This window comes from Pseudomonas sp. S2_F07 (genome assembly GCF_054668325.1).
In genome coordinates this window covers 3928615-3946123 of record NZ_CP162758.1, presented here as the reverse complement: position 1 = coordinate 3946123, position 17509 = coordinate 3928615, and the positions used below count along the sequence as shown (strand labels likewise).

The 17509-nt window shown below is 60.3% G+C and carries 16 protein-coding genes; 7 read left to right on the top strand and 9 right to left on the bottom strand.

Annotated features, from left to right (window positions below):
* Positions 1-6 precede the first annotated feature (6 nt).
* The gene (locus AB4O40_RS17970; RefSeq protein ID WP_056726703.1) at positions 7-1797 is read left to right on the top strand and encodes a KinB sensor domain-containing domain; all 1791 of its coding nucleotides are present in this window, start codon (positions 7-9) and stop codon (positions 1795-1797) included.
* Positions 1798-1804: 7 nt separating this feature from the next.
* On the opposite strand, the gene AB4O40_RS17965 is transcribed toward AB4O40_RS17970, so the two are convergent.
* The 7 genes from AB4O40_RS17965 to AB4O40_RS17935 form a co-directional block, all read right to left on the bottom strand.
* The gene (locus tag AB4O40_RS17965; RefSeq protein ID WP_056726704.1) at positions 1805-3418 is read right to left on the bottom strand and encodes an EAL domain-containing protein; all 1614 of its coding nucleotides are present in this window, start codon (positions 3416-3418) and stop codon (positions 1805-1807) included.
* 76 nt (positions 3419-3494) lie between these two features.
* Positions 3495-4274, bottom strand: coding sequence for an N-acetylmuramoyl-L-alanine amidase (locus AB4O40_RS17960; RefSeq protein ID WP_223542701.1), 780 nt, complete (start codon positions 4272-4274; stop codon positions 3495-3497).
* A gap of 92 nt (positions 4275-4366) precedes the next feature.
* A complete protein-coding gene (locus AB4O40_RS17955) occupies positions 4367-6346 on the bottom strand; it encodes a GGDEF domain-containing protein (RefSeq protein ID WP_409078222.1) in 1980 nt (659 codons plus the stop codon).
* Positions 6343-7221: an endonuclease/exonuclease/phosphatase family protein gene (locus tag AB4O40_RS17950; protein ID WP_056726707.1), complete on the bottom strand. Its 879-nt coding sequence runs from the start codon at positions 7219-7221 to the stop codon at positions 6343-6345. The genes AB4O40_RS17955 and AB4O40_RS17950 overlap by 4 nt, the downstream gene beginning before the upstream one ends.
* Positions 7222-7235: 14 nt before the next feature.
* The gene (locus AB4O40_RS17945) at positions 7236-7877 is read right to left on the bottom strand and encodes a thiol:disulfide interchange protein DsbA/DsbL (protein ID WP_056726708.1); all 642 of its coding nucleotides are present in this window, start codon (positions 7875-7877) and stop codon (positions 7236-7238) included.
* Between the two features lie 200 nt (positions 7878-8077).
* A complete protein-coding gene (locus AB4O40_RS17940; protein ID WP_056726709.1) occupies positions 8078-8707 on the bottom strand; it encodes a c-type cytochrome in 630 nt (209 codons plus the stop codon).
* 45 nt (positions 8708-8752) lie between these two features.
* Positions 8753-9043, bottom strand: coding sequence for a c-type cytochrome (locus AB4O40_RS17935; protein WP_008002190.1), 291 nt, complete (start codon positions 9041-9043; stop codon positions 8753-8755).
* 191 nt (positions 9044-9234) lie between these two features.
* On the opposite strand from AB4O40_RS17935, the gene yihA reads away from it, so the two are divergent.
* Complete coding sequence (gene yihA / locus AB4O40_RS17930; RefSeq protein ID WP_046042671.1) at positions 9235-9879, top strand: ribosome biogenesis GTP-binding protein YihA/YsxC; 645 nt, start codon at positions 9235-9237, stop codon at positions 9877-9879.
* A 323-nt stretch (positions 9880-10202) separates the two neighbouring features.
* Here yihA and polA read toward each other — a convergent pair whose 3' ends face one another.
* Complete coding sequence (gene polA / locus AB4O40_RS17925; RefSeq protein WP_056726710.1) at positions 10203-13007, bottom strand: DNA polymerase I; 2805 nt, start codon at positions 13005-13007, stop codon at positions 10203-10205.
* A 74-nt stretch (positions 13008-13081) separates the two neighbouring features.
* On the opposite strand from polA, the gene AB4O40_RS17920 reads away from it, so the two are divergent.
* Together AB4O40_RS17920 and AB4O40_RS17915 are read left to right on the top strand one after the other, a co-directional pair.
* Entirely contained in the window at positions 13082-13372 is a 291-nt protein-coding gene (locus AB4O40_RS17920; protein ID WP_015092908.1) for a DUF2782 domain-containing protein, read from the top strand.
* Between the two features lie 57 nt (positions 13373-13429).
* Entirely contained in the window at positions 13430-14383 is a 954-nt protein-coding gene (locus tag AB4O40_RS17915) for a homoserine kinase (protein ID WP_056726711.1), read from the top strand.
* Positions 14384-14462: 79 nt separating this feature from the next.
* On the opposite strand, the gene znuA is transcribed toward AB4O40_RS17915, so the two are convergent.
* On the bottom strand, positions 14463-15383 hold the full coding sequence (gene znuA, locus AB4O40_RS17910; protein ID WP_460053746.1) for a zinc ABC transporter substrate-binding protein ZnuA: 921 nt from the start codon (positions 15381-15383) through the stop codon (positions 14463-14465).
* 66 nt (positions 15384-15449) lie between these two features.
* Between znuA and zur the strand changes: the two genes are divergently transcribed.
* From zur to znuB, 3 genes are read left to right on the top strand one after another with little or no spacing between them, the layout of a single operon-like run.
* Positions 15450-15932, top strand: a complete 483-nt coding sequence (gene zur, locus AB4O40_RS17905) for a zinc uptake transcriptional repressor Zur (RefSeq protein ID WP_056726713.1) — start codon at positions 15450-15452, stop codon at positions 15930-15932.
* Positions 15932-16717, top strand: a complete 786-nt coding sequence (znuC, locus tag AB4O40_RS17900; protein ID WP_056726714.1) for a zinc ABC transporter ATP-binding protein ZnuC — start codon at positions 15932-15934, stop codon at positions 16715-16717. The genes zur and znuC overlap by 1 nt, the downstream gene beginning before the upstream one ends.
* Positions 16710-17498, top strand: a complete 789-nt coding sequence (gene znuB, locus AB4O40_RS17895) for a zinc ABC transporter permease subunit ZnuB (RefSeq protein ID WP_046042679.1) — start codon at positions 16710-16712, stop codon at positions 17496-17498. The genes znuC and znuB overlap by 8 nt, the downstream gene beginning before the upstream one ends.
* The last annotated feature ends 11 nt before the right edge of the window (positions 17499-17509 follow it).

Sequence of the window (17509 nt, the reverse complement as noted above, 5' to 3'; positions counted from 1 at the left end):
TCGCCGATGAAACTGGCGATGAAATTACGGACCCGGCTTTTCCTGAGCATCTCCGCACTGATCACCGTCGCGTTGCTCGGGCTCTTGCTCGGGTTGGTCAGCGTGATGCAGATGGCCGGCAGCCAGGAAGCACTGATCCGCAATAACTTCATCACCCTGGACCTGGGGCTCAAGCTGCGTCAGACCCTGGGTGATCAATTGATCATCATGCTCAGCGAGAAGCCTGACTCCGCCGCTTTCGCGGCCTCGAAGCAGCATTACTTCGAACTGCTGGAGGAAGGCATCGCCCAGGAGCCGGCAGATACCGGAAGCGAGCACGGCTTCAGAAAAGCCAAGGCCGACTACGAGAGCTTTATCCAGGCTTATGAAACGTCCCCGAACCCGTCGAATGTGCTCAGCAGCCACGACAACCTGACGGAAAAATTCAACGCACTACGCAATGGCCTGATCGCCGAGCACAAGCGCGCACTGGATAACATCAGCGATACCGAGCGACAGGCCCGGGAGCAGGCATTGCTGATTGCAGGGTTGCTTGGCCTGGTGGGGCTGGCAGTGCTGATCATCGGCTTCGTGACCGCGCAAGCTATCGCCCGACGTTTCGGGGAGCCCATCGAGGCCTTGGCCAAGGCGGCGGACCATATCGGCCAGGGCAATTTCGATGTCACCCTGCCGATTTCTTCGGCGATGGAACTGAACCAGCTGACCCGACGTTTCGGGATCATGGCCCAGGCACTGCGTGAACATCAGGCCACCAACGTCGATGAGCTGCTGGCCGGTCAGCAGCGTTTGCAGGCCGTGCTCGATAGCATCGACGACGGACTCCTGATGATCGACCGCCAGGGTCATCTGGAACACCTTAACCCTGTAGCCCAGCGTCAATTGGGCTGGGAGTCCGATCGTCTGGGTCAGGGGTTGGGCACGGCGCTGAAGCGCCCCGAGCTCGATGAGCAGCTGCAACTGGTACTGCGCGGCGGCACGCTGGAGCGGGCGCTGGAAGACTTGAGTGTCGAAGTCGACGGCGAGTCGCGACTGCTGACCTACAGCCTGACTCCGGTCAGCCATACCCAGGGCCATATTCTGGGCGCCGTGATGGTGCTGCATGACGTCACGGAACAGCGTGCCTTCGAACGGGTACGCAGCGAATTTGTATTACGCGCCTCCCATGAATTGCGCACACCAGTCACTGGCATGCACATGGCCTTCGGATTGTTCCGTGAGCGCGCGCACTTTGCCCAGGACTCCCGGGAAGCCGACCTGCTCGATACCGTGAATGAGGAGATGCAGCGGCTGATGCAGTTGATCAACGACCTGCTGAACTTCTCCCGTTACCAGAACGGTTTGCAGAAGCTCACCCTGACGCCTTGTTCCATCGAGGCGTTGCTGGAACAGGCTCGCTCACGCTTTGCCACGGCGGCCGAAGAGCAGGAAATCAATCTGCTGGTGGAGGTGCAGGAGCCTTTGCCGCGGTTACAGGCCGACCAGCCACAACTGGAGCGGGTACTCGACAACTTGCTCGACAATGCCTTGCGGCACACCGGATCCGGCGGGCGGATACGTTTGCATGCCCGGCGCCACGGTGACCGGGTCATCATCAGCGTCGAGGACAACGGCGAAGGTATTGCCTACGGCCAGCAGGGGCGGATCTTCGAGCCGTTCGTGCAGGTCGGACGCAAGAAAGGCGGGGCCGGGCTCGGCCTGGCCTTGTGCAAGGAGATCGTGCAATTGCATGGCGGGCGGATGGGCGTCTATTCACGGCCGGGGCAGGGTACTCAGTTCTACATGGCGCTGACCGTCTAGGTCACCCTCACGCTTCGTCATCCAGGCGCCGGCCTCCCCGACGTCGCCCCCGGGTAATCAATTCAGTGAACTGCACTGCGCTCAGCGCCCGCGCGAACAGCCAGCCCTGGCCGAACTTCACGCCTTCACTGCACAGGAACGCGGCCTGGGCCTCATGCTCGATGCCCTCGGCAATCACCTTCAGGTGCAGCGACTGGGCCATGTGAATGATGTGCGGGGCCACGCCGCTGCTGGCGGCGTCATGGCCCAGCGCGTCAATGAACGCCTTGTCGATTTTCAGGCAATCCACCGGCAGGGTTTGCAAATAGGCGAGGCTGCAATAGCCGGTGCCAAAGTCATCGATCAACACCTGGTGTCCGACATCCCGTAGCGCTTGCAGGTTTTCCCGGGCCACCACCACATCGACCAGCCCGCGCTCGGTGACTTCAAAGGCAATTTGCCGCGCAGCGACGCGGTGCAGGGTCAACAACCGCGCCATCACCTGGCCGATCCGCGGAACCATCACATCACACGCCGCGAGATTGACCGAGATGTACAACTGCGGGTTGGCACGCAGCAACTGGCCGAGTTGCTCGAGCAGGCGTTGCAGGACGAAGTCCGTCATCTGGCGAATCTGCCCGGTATTCTCTGCCATCGGAATGAACAGGTCGGGACTGGTCAGGGTGCCGTCCGGCCTGCGCCAGCGCAGCAGTGCTTCAGCCCCGACACAGTTGCGGCTATCGAGGTCGAAGATCGGTTGATACAGCACCTGCAACTCGCCCCGGCGAATCGCGCCGGTCAGTTCGGCGTCCAGCGACTGCCGCTGGCGCACCAGCAGAAACACCAGGAACCCGACGCAGATGCCCAGCGCGAGGCTGGCCGGCAGCAACCACCACCAGACCGCCGGGATATGCATGCCGGTGCGTGGGCTGATCAACACCAATTGATATTCCGGGTTGTCGGTGGGCATCCGGTATATCAGGCGTGCCTGGGTGATTTGCAGCGCATCACGGTTTTTCGGTGGCCAGGCCTCGTCCGGCGGCCATACCTGAGAAGCGCCGAGCACCGGAATCGCGCGCGCGCCATGGTCCAGGACTACCAGCAGGCTGCTGCCCGGCGACAGGTCGACCATATCGGTCAAATGCCCGCGAGAGGTCGCGACCCGGAAATTCCCGCGCCCGAGCATCAGCGCGGCGCGGTTTTCATCGGGTTCGGTGGTGGTGTTGAGCCAATAGCTGTAAGTCGGGCCCTTGATGTCTGGCGATCGACTCAGCGACAACCCTTCCTGGCGGGGGCGATTGGAGCAGATTCGCGAGGAGTCCATGTAGGCAGCTTCGTAGACGAAGCGATAATTGAACGAAACCTGCTGCAGGGTTGCGATCATTTCAGCATCGCAACCGCGCAACGGTTGCGCTTCAAGGTCGTCAAGGCTTTCACGCAGTTGACCGAAGAGCTGTTCCAGGCGGGCGAGGAAGCGTTCGCCCTGAGCATTCATTTCTTCGCTTTCGTTTTGCTCGACCTGGTGTATGGCAACGAACAGGCTGCCGGCCATCAACAACGTTGCGCTCAAGACAGTAGACATCAGCCCCAGGAACCAGGGGCGATGGAACCAACTACGTAAGGTCTCTCGAGCAGCGGTCATTGTGAAATATCCGAAGGATTACCAATGAGTTATAGCTGCTGATTGGAAAAAAGCCCTGACCGTCGGGCGGGCGTCATTATTTTGTCTGATTCAACACCAAAAGTAGCGCGGCAGTTTGCGCATCCGGAGTGCCATCGAAGTGCGCCGGACGGAAATGCATCTGGAATGCCGCGATCACATGTCGTGTCGCGACATCGAGCTCGCCGGTTTGTGGCGAGGCATAACCCAGGCGGGTCAACTGCGCCTGAAACCAGCTGATGCTCGGCAACTGCTCGGCGAACAACATTTGCTGGCGCGCCACCGCCTGTTCATTCGGCCAGATACCCAGGCCTTCGGCGGCCAGACGCTTCCAGGGAAACAGCGGCCCCGGGTCCAGCTTGCGCAAAGGTGCAATATCGCTATGGCCGATGATGTCGCGAGGCTTGATGCCCTGACGTTTGCTGATGTCCTTGAGCAATACGATCAACGACTGGATCTGATCTTCGGTGTAGGGATACCACACGCGTCCGGTCGGGGTGTCCTTGAAGCCCGGATTGACGATTTCGATACCGATGGAACTGGAGTTCAGCCAGGTCCGGCCATTCCATTCGCTCTCCCCGGCGTGCCAAGCTCGCACATTTTCATCCATCAGCTTGTAGATGGTGGCGCCCTTGTCGTCGCCGATCAGGTAATGGCTGCTGACTTCACCGTGGGTCAGCAATTGCAACGAACGCTCCAGCGAGGCATTGGTGTAATGCACCACCACGAACTGCACACGGCTGTCGTAATTGGCTGAGGGATGACTGGTGTCAAAACGGGGACCGCCGGCGCAGCCGGCCAGCAGAATCAGTGACGCAATCAGAGCAAAATATTTCATGGCGAAGGCAGTACACACAAGACAATAATGCAACAGTGTAACGTAATGCCTGGCGGGCTGACGGCAATCAAACAAAATGGAACAATTGACGATCAGCCCGGCTCCACGCGATTGCGTCCGGCATTTTTTGCGCGATACAGCGCCTGATCGGCTCTTTTAAGCACCTGATCGCCGTGTTCACCCGGCCTGAACGCCGTCATCCCGATAGACACGGTGATGGTCACCGGCTCTCCCTTGAAGTGGAAAGGACAAGCCTCAATGGAGGCCCGCAAGGCTTCCAGCAACTTCAACCCCGCCGCTGGCACCGTGGATGGCATCAACAGCACAAACTCCTCGCCGCCAAACCGGGCAATGAAATCCGTCCCGCGCAACCGCTTGCGCAACACACTGGCGATGATTTTCAGCACTTTGTCACCGGCCAGGTGCCCGTAGTTATCGTTGATCCGCTTGAAATGATCGAGGTCGAGCATGGCAAGCAACAACGTGTTGCCATGTTGCTGCCATTGTGTGATTTCATGATCCAGGCGCTCGCTCCAGGCCGCACGGTTGGGCAGCCCGGTCAACGGGTCGACCAATGCCTTCTGCCGTTGCTCTTCAAGGTGCTCGCGGTAACCCTGGGCCTCCTGCTCCATATGGGCGACCCGTTCGGCCAGGCTGTGCAAGCGCGCAGCGACCTCCTGCTCGCGCTCATCGCGTTGTTTCTGGTGCTGGTCCATGGTACCCAGCAAGCCTTCGAGATGGTTTTCCAGTACGTGCTTGAGATCCTCCAGGTCCGCCGCTTCCTGCATGCTGCTTTGCAGGCCATCGACCTGTTCACGGATCTGCGTATCCATCTGCCGCGCAGCCGAACGGTTGTCGGCGTGCCCTGCGGTGGCGGCCTGCAAGTTGCTCTGGAACGACTCGAGACGCTCGTTCAATCGTTGCAGATAGGCTTCGAACTCATGCTGGCCGCTGTCGGTAATAGCCAGCATCAACGTGGCGAAGTCGTCGAGGATCGGCAGCAATTCGTACCAGTTCAGACCGTTTTTCAAACGATCGCGCATGGATTCGGCTTGCGGGCGATGACGTTCGGGCAATGTCAGGTCGTCGAGCAGCCCCAGCAGCGTGTCTTCGATGTGACTGGCCACCGAGCTGTAGGAGGGCTCGGGGGAATCCGGAAGTGCATAGAGAATATCGTGTTCGGATAGCGCCTGATCGACGACGGCCACATCCTCCATAGGCATCGGAGGTAAAGGCAAGCTATCCGGCGAAACTTGCGCGGTCAGCTCGTCAGGGTTTGCTTCCGATTCAGGAGTCGTCGCGATGGTTTCCGGGGCGGACTGCCCGGCCGATTCGATTTCTGCCGCGACGGCACTGGCCGGTTGAGGTTCCACAGCCGGGTGGGCAAAAGCTACGATTGCCGGAGCAGGCGCAGCCACGGTTGGCCCGGTCGGTGCAGACTCACCTTCAACTCGCGCAGCGGGGGGTACCTGGAAAGTTGCCGCAGGATTCCTGGCTACAGAGACCAGATCAGGAGAAATAACCGTTGATGCCGCTGCCTCCTCCGCTTCACGACCGCCGAACAACCGCTGCAGCAAGCCCGGCCGGCCATTCTCCGTCGGGGTCTCCAGCTGGCTCAGGGCCTTGCCCTGCAAGCCACTCAGCTCGCTGAGCAGCAAGGGTATCTCACGTGCCTGACTGACTCGCGCATCCAGTTGCTTGGCGAAACTCTTGAGTGGCCGACTCACATCCCGTGGCAACGGCAATGTTTGCAGTTGTGTGACCAGCGCATTGAGGGCGGCACTGGTCTGGTTGACCCGGGTTTCCCGACGCTGCTCCGAGTCGAGCACTGCCTTTTCAAGGCGTGGAATCAGCGCGGCCAGGCCTGCGTCCATGTCGTCGGTGCGCACGACCTCGCGCATTTCTTTCATGCATTGGTCAACGGCGCGGTCAGTACCTTCCGCCGCCAGGGTGCTGCGCACCAGCCCGCGACGCAGCAAGTCGAGCCGCGCGTCCCAGCGACGTTCGAGCTTTTCCTGTTGTTCGATGCTTTTGAGGTATTTCTCTTTCCAACGCTGTGCTTCGTCGCTCATTCAGGGGTTCCGCGAGGGGCAGGACTCAATGCGGGCAATGCATCGGCCGTGAGCGAACCCGGCAAACGAATCTCTACCGCTACCGGCAGGTGATCGGAAATGGGCTGTGCCAGCACCTCGACCTTTTCCAGGGTCAGGCTCGGGCTCAGCAAGATATGGTCCAGGCAGCGCTGTGGGCGCCAGCTGGGAAACGTCGCTTCCAGTTGCGGCGCAAGCAGGCCGAGATCGCGCAACGGGGAATGTTGCAGCAGGTCACTGGCATGGGTGTTCATGTCGCCCATCAGTACCTGGTGCTTGTAGTCGCCAATCAACTCGCGGATGTAGGCCAATTGCAGGCTGCGGGCCCGGGCGCCCAACGCCAGGTGCATCATGACCACCACCAGCGCTTCCGGGCCTTCGCCGAACCGCACCAGAATGGCTCCGCGCCCCTTTGGCCCCGGCAACGGATGATCCTCGATTGCCCATGGGCGCAACCGGCTGAGCACGCCATTGCTGTGCTGGGCCAGGCGACCGAGATTGCGATTGAGTTGTTGATACCAGTAGGGAAAGGCACCGAGCTGGGCCAGGTGTTCGACCTGATTGACGTAGCCTGATCGCAGGCTGCCGCCATCGGCCTCTTGCAAGGCGACCAGATCGAAGTCGCCCAGCAGATTGCCGATTTTCTGCAGGTTATCGGCACGCCCGGTGTGCGGCAGCAGGTGCTGCCAGCCCCGGGTCAGGTAATGCCGGTAGCGCTCGGTACTGATACCGACCTGGATATTGAAACTGAGCAAGCGCAGACGACTGTCTGCGGGCAAGCCCGTGGACTCCAGATGATGCTCGTTGACCCGCGGATCATGCAGGCCAACGATGCGTTCAGTACCCCATCGGCGCATGGCAGTGACTGCCCTTAGTTGGCGGCAGCCTTGTTAGCCGCTCGCTCTTTGTCGATCAGTTTGTCGGCCAGTTGCAAGGCCTGTTCGGCACCGCCGGCGGAACCCACGTCAAAGCGGTACTTGCCATTGACGATCATGGTTGGAACGCCGGAGATTTCGTACTTCTTGGCCAGTTCACGAGCCTTGACGATCTGGCCCTTGATAGCGAAAGAGTCGAAAGTCGCAAGGAACTTGTCCTTGTCCACGCCTTGGGTAGCGAGGAAGTCGGCCATGTCGTTCTTGTCGGTCAGTTTTTTGTGTTCTTTCTGAATGGCATTGAACACCGCGGCATGGACGTTGTGTTCGACACCCATGGCTTCAAGGGTCAGGAACATCTGGCCGTGAGCGTCCCACGGGCCACCGAACATGGCTGGAATGCGCACGAAGTTCACGTCCGAAGGCAGCTTCTCGACCCACGGATTGATCACTGGCTCGAAGGCGAAGCAATGCGGGCAGCCGTACCAGAACAGCTCTACCACTTCGATCTTGCCAGGCACGGCGACCGGAACAGGGTTGGTCAGTTCGACATAAGGCGCGGCGGGGGCGTCAGCGGCCTGGGCAGTCATGCCGAACAGGCTGGCAGCGGCAAAAACGGCGCTGATGATCAGATTACGCATGCTTTACTCCTGGACAAATTTTATCGCCTCGCGCGACTTGTTATCGGACAGATCCTGGCGGGCTTGAGTTCTGTAGTGTAACGGCAGCGGCCACAAAAAAGGGCGGCCAAGGCCACCCTTTTTATACTTGCTGTGACGGATTAATCGAGCGTTAACACTGCAGGCGATAAGCTCGCCGCTCAACGCCTGATCCGCCGGCCTTAGTGCAGGCCTTGAATGTAGCTGGACACCGCGGCGATGTCTTCGTCGCTCAGCTTCTTGGCAATGCTCTGCATGGGCTTGGTATCGCCGTCGTTGGTGCGGCCGCCTTCTTCCTTGCGGAAATCGACCAGTTGCTTGCCGACGTATTGAGCGTGCTGACCACCCAGGTGCGGGAAACCGGCAGCCGCGTTACCTGCGCCATTTGGCGAGTGGCAACCGGTGCAGGCTGGCAAGCCCTTGGCCAGGTCACCACCACGGAACAGGGCTTCACCGCGAGCGACAATCTTCGGATCGGCGGCACCGACGCTACCTTTCTGGCTGGCGAAGTAGGCGGCGATGTCCGCCAGGTCCTGATCGCTCAGGTTGGTGAGCAGGCCGGTCATTTCCAGAACAGTGCGCTTGCCCGACTTGATGTCGTGCAATTGCTTGGTCAGGTAGCGTTCACCCTGACCCGCCAGTTTTGGAAAGTTTGGCGCCATGCTGTTGCCATCCGGGCCGTGGCAGGCGCCACAGACGGCGGCTTTGGCCTGGCCGGCTTTTGCATCACCCGGTTGTACTGCCTCACCTGCAGCATGGGCCATGCCGGAGATGCCCACGGTCAACAGCAGACTCACGATCAATTTCTTCATCAGCTAATCCAACTACGGCTAAGGGTTAAGAGTTATGGACCGGGCTTACTCGCTCATCCAAAGGATGATGGCTTGGTAATCCTCGGCACTGCAGTCCATGCACAAACCACGCGGCGGCATCGCCTTGAAACCCTGGGTCACGTGTTGCACCAGCGTCTCCATACCTTTCGCCAACCTCGGCGTCCAAGCTTCCTGATCGCCTTTTTTCGGCGCCATGGGGAGTTGGCCGGAATGACAGGCACCACAAACACGGTTGTACACAGCTTCCGGATCCTGTGTAGCCTGAGCGCTGTAAAGCGGCATCAATACACCGGCAGCTAGCAGCCATTTCGTCATAAAACGACCTTTTCAGGGTTGAGAGCGAGCTGCGTTCTAGTGCGCAATCAAGGTCTGTCGCTCTCGTGAACTTCATCCTACGCTGGGACAAAGCGCACACAAAATCTGCGGCATTATATACTGGCGTCACTGAAACGGAAGCGACACTGCTTGCCGCACCCATTCCTGGCGCCGCCCACATCGGAAATCCCATGCAACTCAAGAATCCCATCCTCGGTCTGTGCCAACAGTCCACCTTCATGCTCAGCGCCGCCAAAGTCGACCAATGTCCGGATGACGAGGGCTTCGAAGTCGCCTTCGCCGGGCGTTCCAACGCCGGCAAGTCGAGTGCCTTGAACACCCTGACGCACGCCAGCCTGGCGCGCACCTCGAAAACCCCGGGGCGCACGCAACTGTTGAATTTCTTCAAGCTAGACGATGAACGCCGTCTGGTCGACCTGCCGGGCTACGGTTATGCAAAAGTACCGATCCCGCTCAAGCAACACTGGCAGCGTCACCTGGAGGCATATCTGGGTGGTCGCGAGAGTTTGAAAGGTCTGATCCTGATGATGGACATCCGCCATCCGATGACCGATTTCGACCTGTTGATGCTCGACTGGGCCGTGGCTGCCGGCATGCCGATGCACATTCTGCTGACCAAAGCGGACAAGCTGACCTACGGCGCGGCCAAGAACACACTGCTCAAGGTTCAGGCGGAAATCCGCAAGGGCTGGGGCGACCTGGTGACAATCCAGCTGTTTTCGGCCCCGAAACGCATGGGCCTGGAAGATGCCTACACCGTACTGGCCGGCTGGATGGAACTGGCGGACAAGGGTGCCGAAGCAGAAGCCCAGTAAGTGCGAAAACTGCCTGCGGTGCACGCGGGCAGTTTTCTCGGGGCAAAAAAAACCCCGGGCTTCATATGGGGAGGGAGAAGTTCCGGGGTTGAAGCTCTAGACCGCTAGGGCGGGGTCCAGATATCTGCCAACACTTAACACAACATAGGAGCATCGAAGGGCTTCACCAGCCATTCAGTAACTCTGAGTGGTGGTGTGCAAGATTAGTTCAGATTTTTTTCAAATGGGTTTGAAATAACTCTGATAACCCTTCGGACCAAACTGTTTTTTGCGCCCTTCTGCCGCGGCACTATGCCGCAGCAGAAAAGGTCTTTTCAGGGGGCTCAGTGAGCCTCATCCCAGTTGTTTCCAACACCCACTTCGACCAGCAACGGCACATCCAGTTTCGCCGCCTCGCTCATGTGCACGCGAATTTCATCGCGAACCTGGTCGACCAGGTCTTCACGCACCTCGAGCACCAGCTCATCGTGCACCTGCAAGATGACTTTGGCGTCGAGGCCCGACACGCTCAGCCAGTTATCCACCGCGACCATGGCTTTCTTGATGATGTCTGCAGCGGTGCCTTGCATCGGCGCGTTGATCGCCGTGCGTTCGGCGGCGGCGCGCTCTTGCGGCTTGTTGGAATTGATGTCCGGCAGGTACAGGCGACGGCCGAAGAACGTCTCGACATACCCTTGCTCGGCGGCCTGGGCACGCGTGCGGTCCATGTACTGGCGAACGCCGGGGTACCGGGCGAAGTAGGTATCGATGTAGGCCTTGGCGGTCTTGGTGTCGACGCCGATGTCCTTGCCGAGCTTCTGCGCGCCCATGCCGTAGATCAGGCCGAAGTTGATCGCCTTGGCGCTGCGGCGCTGGTTGGAGGTCACGTCGGCCAGTTCGACCTTGAACACTTCGGCGGCGGTCGCGGTGTGTACGTCCAGATTGTGGCGGAAGGCGTTCATCAGCCCTTCATCCCGGGACAGGTGCGCCATGATCCGCAGTTCGATCTGCGAATAATCCGCCGCCAGCAGCTTGTAACCGGCCGGGGCCACGAACGCCTGGCGGATGCGCCGCCCTTCGGCGGTGCGCACCGGGATGTTCTGCAGGTTCGGATCACTGGAGGACAGCCGCCCGGTGGACGCCACTGCCTGGTGATACGAGGTATGGATCCGCCCGGTACGCGGGTTGATCTGCTCCGGCAGACGGTCGGTGTAGGTGCTTTTCAGCTTGCTCATGGAGCGGTATTCCATGAGCACTTTCGGCAATCGATAGTCGTCTTCTGCCAGTTTGGCCAGCACTTCTTCGGCGGTGGACGGCTGGCCCTTGGCGGTTTTCTTCAATACCGGCAGGCCGAGCTTCTCGTAAAGGATCACGCCAAGCTGCTTGGGCGAACCGAGGTTGAATTCCTCACCTGCAATCTCAAAGGCTTCACGCTCCAGCGCCACCATCTTGTCGCCCAGTTCAATGCTTTGCACGCCCAGCAAGGCGGCGTCGACGTATGCGCCCTGGCGCTCGATACGCGCCAATACCGGTACCAACGGGATTTCGATGTCGGTCAGCACGCTGGCCAGGCTCGGAATGGCCGAGAGCTTTTCGAACAGGGCATGGTGCAAGCGCAGGGTGATATCTGCATCTTCGGCGGCGTAGGGCCCGGCCTGCTCCAGGGCGATCTGGTCGAACGTCAGCTGTTTCACGCCTTTGCCGGCGATGTCCTGAAAACTCACTGTGGTGTGGTCCAGATACTTCTGCGCCAGGCTGTCCATGTCATGGCGCGTGGCCGTGGAGTTGAGTACGTAGGACTCAAGCATGGTGTCGAAGGCGATGCCACGCACGGTAATGCCGTTGTCCTGATCGCCGCCGATGGCGCAGTTGGCCAGGATGTTCATGTCGAACTTGGCGTGCTGGCCGACCTTGAGTTTGCTCGGGTCTTCCAGAATCGGCTTGAGTACGCGCAGGACCGTATCGCGATCCAGCTGCTGCGGCACGCCAATGTAGGAATGGGTCAACGGGATGTAGGCCGCTTCATTGGCCTGAACCGCGAACGACAGGCCCACCAGTTGCGCCTGCTGCGCATCGATGCCGGTGGTTTCGGTATCGAAGGCAAACAGTTTGGCGTTGTTCAGCTTTTCCAGCCAGGCATCGAACCGCGCCTGATCGAGGATGGTTTCATAGGCGGCTTCAGCAGCGGCGGCTGGCGCTTCGGCCTCTGGTTCGCTGAACAGATCGGCGGCCGGTGCAGGCTCGGCGGTAGCGCTCAGCTCCAGACGCTTGGCATCCCTATCGAGGTCGTTCAACCAGCTCTTGAATTCCAGCAGGGTGTACAGCTCGTAGAGTTTGGCCGGATCTTCAGGACCCATTTGCAGGTCATCGAGCCCAACGTCCAGCGGCACATCGACCTTGATGGTCGCCAGCCGATAGGAAAGGAAAGCCATTTCCTTGTGCTCTTCGAGCTTGGCCGGCAGGGTCTTGGCGCCGCGAATCGGCAGGGTCGGCACAATGTCGAGCTGCGCATAGAGTTCGGTCAGGCCCCCGTTCACACCGACCAGCAGGCCGGAAGCCGTTTTCGGGCCAATACCCGGAACACCTGGAATGTTGTCGGACGAATCGCCCATGAGCGCCAAATAATCGATGATCTGCTCCGGAGCGACGCCAAATTTCTCCTTCACGCCCTCCACGTCCATGCTGCTACCGGTCATGGTGTTGACCAAGGTAATGTGACCGTCGACCAGTTGCGCCATGTCCTTGTCACCGGTAGAGATGATCACCGGACGATCCGCCGCCGCGCTGCTGCGGGCCAAGGTGCCGATCACGTCATCGGCCTCGACGCCTTCGACGCACAGCAGCGGGAAGCCCAGGGCGATCACGCTCTGGTGCAGCGGCTCGATCTGCAAGCGCATGTCGTCGGGCATGCTCGGACGGTTGGCCTTGTATTCGGCGAACATCTCATCGCGAAAAGTCCCACCCTTGGCGTCGAACACCACGGCGAACGGACTGTTCGGATATTGCTTGCGCAGGCTCTTGAGCATGTTCAACACGCCCTTGACCGCGCCGGTCGGCAGGCCTTTGGACGTGGTCAGCGGTGGCAGTGCGTGAAAGGCGCGGTACAGGTAAGAAGAACCGTCCACCAGGACGAGGGGGGCTTGGCTCATGAGCAGGATCAACCTTTTCGGCGGGTCCGGCGCTAGAATAGCGGGACCGTTGACGACAAAGGGACAAGGTTATCATGCGCACACTAAATCGCCTGTTGCTGGCTGGCTTGTTTGCAATCACACCACTGGCCGTCATGGCGGCGGACGATGCGCCATCGCCGGAACCGGATGTGACTATTCGCACGGAAGGCGACAACACGATCAAGGAGTACCGCCAGAATGGCTTCCTGTATGCCATTCAGGTAACACCGAAGGGCGGAAAACCGTACTTTCTGGTGCGGGCAGATGGATCGGACGGTAACTTTATCCGCTCGGATCAGCCCGATATGCTGATTCCGTCGTGGAAGATTTTCGAATGGAAGTAGTTTCTTAATTTCAATCGGCGCCGGCTCAACAGCGGCGCCCGTACTGGCAGCTTAAACATGTCTGTGTTCACCCCCCTGGCTCGGCCCGAGCTGGAAGCTTTTCTCGCCCCTTATGGCCTCGGCCGCCTGCTTGATTTCCAGGGGATTGCCGCCGGTAGCGAAAACACCAATTTCTTTATCAGCCTGGAGCAGGGCGAATTTGTCCTGACCCTGGTCGAGCGCGGCCCGGTTCAGGAAATGCCGTTCTTCATCGAACTGCTCGACGTGCTGCACGGCGCGGACCTGCCGGTGCCTTATGCCTTGCGCACCACCGACGGCGTGGCCTTGCGCGAACTGGCGGGCAAGCCTGCGTTGCTGCAACCGCGCCTGGCCGGCAAACACATCAAGCAAGCCAACGCGCAACATTGCGCGCAGGTAGGTGAGTTACTCGGCCATCTGCACCTGGCGACCCAGGCCAACATGATCAAGCGCAAAACCGATCGCGGCCTGGACTGGATGCTGGAAGAGGGCACGCAGTTTTTGTCGCACCTCGGTGGTGCCGAACAGAAAGAGCTGCTGCAGCGGGCGCTGGAAGAAATCACCCGGCAGAAAGAAAAAATCCTGGCACTGCCACGGGCGAACATTCATGCCGACCTGTTCCGTGACAACGCGATGTTCGAAGGCACGCACCTGACCGGGTTGATCGACTTCTACAACGCCTGCTCCGGGCCGATGCTCTACGACGTGGCGATTGCCTTGAACGACTGGTGCTCGGACGACGATGGCGTGATCGATGGACCACGAGCGCGGGCCTTGCTCGGCGCTTACGCGGCCTTGCGACCGTTCACCGCCGCCGAAGCCGAGTTGTGGCCGACCATGCTGCGGGTCGCCTGCGTACGGTTCTGGTTGTCACGCTTGATCGCCGCGGAGTCGTTCGCCGGGCAGGACGTGTTGATTCACGATCCGATGGAGTTCCAGTTACGCCTGGCGCAGCGCCAGACGGTCAATACGCCGCTGCCTTTCGCCCTTTAAAGCAAAGATCGCAGCCTTCGGCAGCTCCTACGGAGCAATGTAGGAGCTGCCGAAGGCTGCGATCTTTTTGTTTCAGCGGTTACAACGACTCCAGGCACCCTGCCAGATCATTCCCCAACTTCTCCAACACCTGCTCATAGCCCTGAGCGGTCGCCGGCGTGTACCCGCCCAGCGCATCCAGTTCAGCCAGCTTCACTGGCAGTCCGGCCACCAGGGTTTCCGCCAGGCGTGGCCGCAGCGGTGGTTCACTGAACACACAGGTCTTGCCGACTTCCTGCAACCGCGCGCGCATTGCCGCGACATGCTGGGCACCGGGTTGCACTTCGGCCGCGACGCTGAACACACCCACGTGCTTGAGGCCGTAGGCGTCTTCGAAGTAGTCGAAGGCTTCGTGGAAAACGAAGTAGGGCTTGCCTTGAACATCGGCCAGGCGTTTCTTCAGGCGCGCATCCAACGCATCGAGACGCTCGTCGAAGGCTTTCAGATTGCTCTGATAGCGCGCGGCATTTGCAGGATCGGCGGCAATCAGGTCAGCCGCCATTTTCGTGGCGATGACCCGGGCGTTGACCGGCGACAGCCACAGGTGCGCATCCAGACTGCCCGGACGGTGATCGTGGTCGTGCTCGTCGGCTTCTTCGGCGTGTGAGTGGCTATCTTCGGCAAAACGACGCAGTTTCATGCCCGGCAAATCCTGCACGGCGACGTTAGGCAACGTACGACCATTGAGCACCCGTGGCAGGAAGCCTTCCATGTCCGGGCCGATCCAGTACAGCAGGTCCACCGACTGCACCTTACGTACGTCGGAAGGCCGCAACGCATAGTTATGCGGCGAAGCACCCGGTGGCAGCAAAACCTCGGGGATCGCCACGCCGTCCTGCACTGCAGCCGCGATCAACTGCAGAGGCTTGATGCTGGTAAGGACCTTGACCTCGGCCTGCGCCGAACCGATCAGCAGAAAACTTGCGATAAATGCGACAAAAACAGAAAAAAGTCGGGACACGATGACCACTCGAAGAGGCGAGAACGGGTAACATAATAACGTCTCTCACAATCGTCGTCGCCGCTCATGCTCAAAACACCGATCGCCAGCCGTCCCCACGACCACTCACATTGCGTTCACAGCGCTTTGTCCGAGGCCGATGCCCTGTGCGCGCGTCAAGGCCTGCGCCTGACCGCGTTGCGCCGGCGAGTGCTGGAACTGGTGTGGCAAAGCCACAAGCCGCTGGGTGCCTACGACATTCTCGCAGTCCTTAGCGAACAGGACGGGCGCCGCGCCGCGCCGCCGACGGTGTACCGCGCGCTGGATTTCCTGCTGGAAAACGGCCTGGTCCATCGGATTTCCTCGCTCAACGCCTTCATCGGCTGCAATCACCCGGAACATGCTCACCAGGGTCAGTTCCTGATCTGCCGTGCGTGCCACGCCGCGATCGAACTTGAGCAAAAATCCATCAGCGACGCGATCATCGCCAGCGCTAGGGATGTCGGGTTTGTCGTCGAAGGCCAGACCGTCGAAGTGGTCGGTCTCTGCTCGGGTTGCCAGGGGGCTTGATGAGCAACGCGCTGATCCGTCTTGAACAGGTTGCCGTCACGTTCGCCGGGCAACCGGTGCTGGACAACATCGAACTGAGCGTCGAGCCGGGGCAGATCGTTACCCTGATCGGCCCCAATGGTGCCGGCAAAACCACCCTGGTGCGGGCCGTGCTCGGCCTGTTGAAACCGGACAGCGGCAGCGTCTGGCGCAAGCCGAAACTGCGGGTCGGTTACATGCCGCAAAAACTTCACGTCGATCCAACCCTCCCGCTGTCGGTCCTGCGTTTCTTGCGCCTGGTACCGGGCGTGGACCGTGCGATGGCCTTGGCGGCACTCAAGGAAGTCGGCGCCGAACAGGTGATCGATAGCCCGGTGCAAAACGTTTCCGGTGGCGAAATGCAACGCGTGTTGCTGGCCCGGGCCTTGTTACGCGAACCGGAACTGTTGGTACTCGACGAACCGGTACAGGGTGTCGACGTGGCCGGCCAAGCTGAGCTGTACAGCCTGATCACCCGCCTGCGTGACCGCCACGGTTGCGGCGTGCTGATGGTCTCCCACGATTTGCACCTGGTGATGAGCACCACCGACCAGGTGGTTTGCCTCAATCGTCACGTCTGCTGTTCCGGCCATCCCGAGCAGGTCAGTGGCGATCCGGCTTTCGTCGAGCTGTTCGGAAAAAACGCACAAAGCCTGGCGATTTATCACCACCACCACGACCACGCCCACGACTTGCACGGCTCGGTGGTCAAGGCGCCCACACCGGGCCAACCCCATGTTCACGGAGATAGCTGCAAGCATGGCTGATTTTCTGCTCTACGCCCTGCTTGCAGGCTTGGCCCTGGCCGTTGTCGCAGGCCCGCTGGGGTCTTTCGTGGTCTGGCGGCGCATGGCCTATTTCGGCGACACCCTGTCTCACGCGGCATTGCTCGGCGTAGCCCTGGGCTTCCTGCTGGATGTCAGCCCGACCGTTGCCGTCACTGTTGGCTGCTTGCTGCTGGCGGTGATGCTGGTGACCTTGCAACAACGCCAGCCGTTGGCGTCCGACACGCTTTTGGGAATTCTCGCACCCAGCACGCTCTCTCTGGGCCTGGTGGTACTAAGCTTCATGCACGAAGTGCGGATCGACCTGATGGCATACCTGTTCGGCGACCTGCTGGCGATCAGCCCGACCGATCTGGCCTGGATCCTTGGCGGCAGTGCTGCTGTACTGCTCTTGCTGGTTGCGTTGTGGCGCCCATTGCTGGCGATCACGGTGCACGAAGAACTGGCCAGGGTCGAAGGCCTGCCGGTGGCGGGATTACGCCTGGCCTTGATGCTGTTGATCGCCGTGGTGATTGCCGTAGCGATGAAAATCGTCGGGGTGTTACTGATCACTTCGTTGCTGATCATCCCGGCGGCTGCGGCACAACGTCACGCCCGCTCGCCGGAGCAGATGGCACTGGGCGCGAGCCTGCTGGGCATACTCGCCGTGTGTGGCGGGCTGGCGTTGTCCTGGTTCAAGGACACCCCGGCCGGCCCGTCGATTGTGGTGACGGCCGCCGCGCTATTTCTGCTGAGTTTTGTTCTGCCCCGTCGAGGGGTGTAGACTTGCTCGTT

What these genes read in the sequence shown, in the direction of transcription:
- AB4O40_RS17970 (WP_056726703.1), top strand. Translation starts at nt 7, where the DNA reads ATGAAACTGGCGATGAAATTACGGACCCGGCTTTTCCTGAGCATCTCC.
- AB4O40_RS17965 (WP_056726704.1), bottom strand. Translation starts at nt 3,418, where the DNA reads ATGACCGCTGCTCGAGAGACCTTACGTAGTTGGTTCCATCGCCCCTGG.
- AB4O40_RS17960 (WP_223542701.1), bottom strand. Translation starts at nt 4,274, where the DNA reads ATGAAATATTTTGCTCTGATTGCGTCACTGATTCTGCTGGCCGGCTGC.
- AB4O40_RS17955 (WP_409078222.1), bottom strand. Translation starts at nt 6,346, where the DNA reads ATGAGCGACGAAGCACAGCGTTGGAAAGAGAAATACCTCAAAAGCATC.
- AB4O40_RS17950 (WP_056726707.1), bottom strand. Translation starts at nt 7,221, where the DNA reads ATGCGCCGATGGGGTACTGAACGCATCGTTGGCCTGCATGATCCGCGG.
- AB4O40_RS17945 (WP_056726708.1), bottom strand. Translation starts at nt 7,877, where the DNA reads ATGCGTAATCTGATCATCAGCGCCGTTTTTGCCGCTGCCAGCCTGTTC.
- AB4O40_RS17940 (WP_056726709.1), bottom strand. Translation starts at nt 8,707, where the DNA reads ATGAAGAAATTGATCGTGAGTCTGCTGTTGACCGTGGGCATCTCCGGC.
- AB4O40_RS17935 (WP_008002190.1), bottom strand. Translation starts at nt 9,043, where the DNA reads ATGACGAAATGGCTGCTAGCTGCCGGTGTATTGATGCCGCTTTACAGC.
- yihA (WP_046042671.1), top strand. Translation starts at nt 9,235, where the DNA reads ATGCAACTCAAGAATCCCATCCTCGGTCTGTGCCAACAGTCCACCTTC.
- polA (WP_056726710.1), bottom strand. Translation starts at nt 13,007, where the DNA reads ATGAGCCAAGCCCCCCTCGTCCTGGTGGACGGTTCTTCTTACCTGTAC.
- AB4O40_RS17920 (WP_015092908.1), top strand. Translation starts at nt 13,082, where the DNA reads ATGCGCACACTAAATCGCCTGTTGCTGGCTGGCTTGTTTGCAATCACA.
- AB4O40_RS17915 (WP_056726711.1), top strand. Translation starts at nt 13,430, where the DNA reads ATGTCTGTGTTCACCCCCCTGGCTCGGCCCGAGCTGGAAGCTTTTCTC.
- zur (WP_056726713.1), top strand. Translation starts at nt 15,450, where the DNA reads ATGCTCAAAACACCGATCGCCAGCCGTCCCCACGACCACTCACATTGC.
- znuC (WP_056726714.1), top strand. Translation starts at nt 15,932, where the DNA reads ATGAGCAACGCGCTGATCCGTCTTGAACAGGTTGCCGTCACGTTCGCC.
- znuB (WP_046042679.1), top strand. Translation starts at nt 16,710, where the DNA reads ATGGCTGATTTTCTGCTCTACGCCCTGCTTGCAGGCTTGGCCCTGGCC.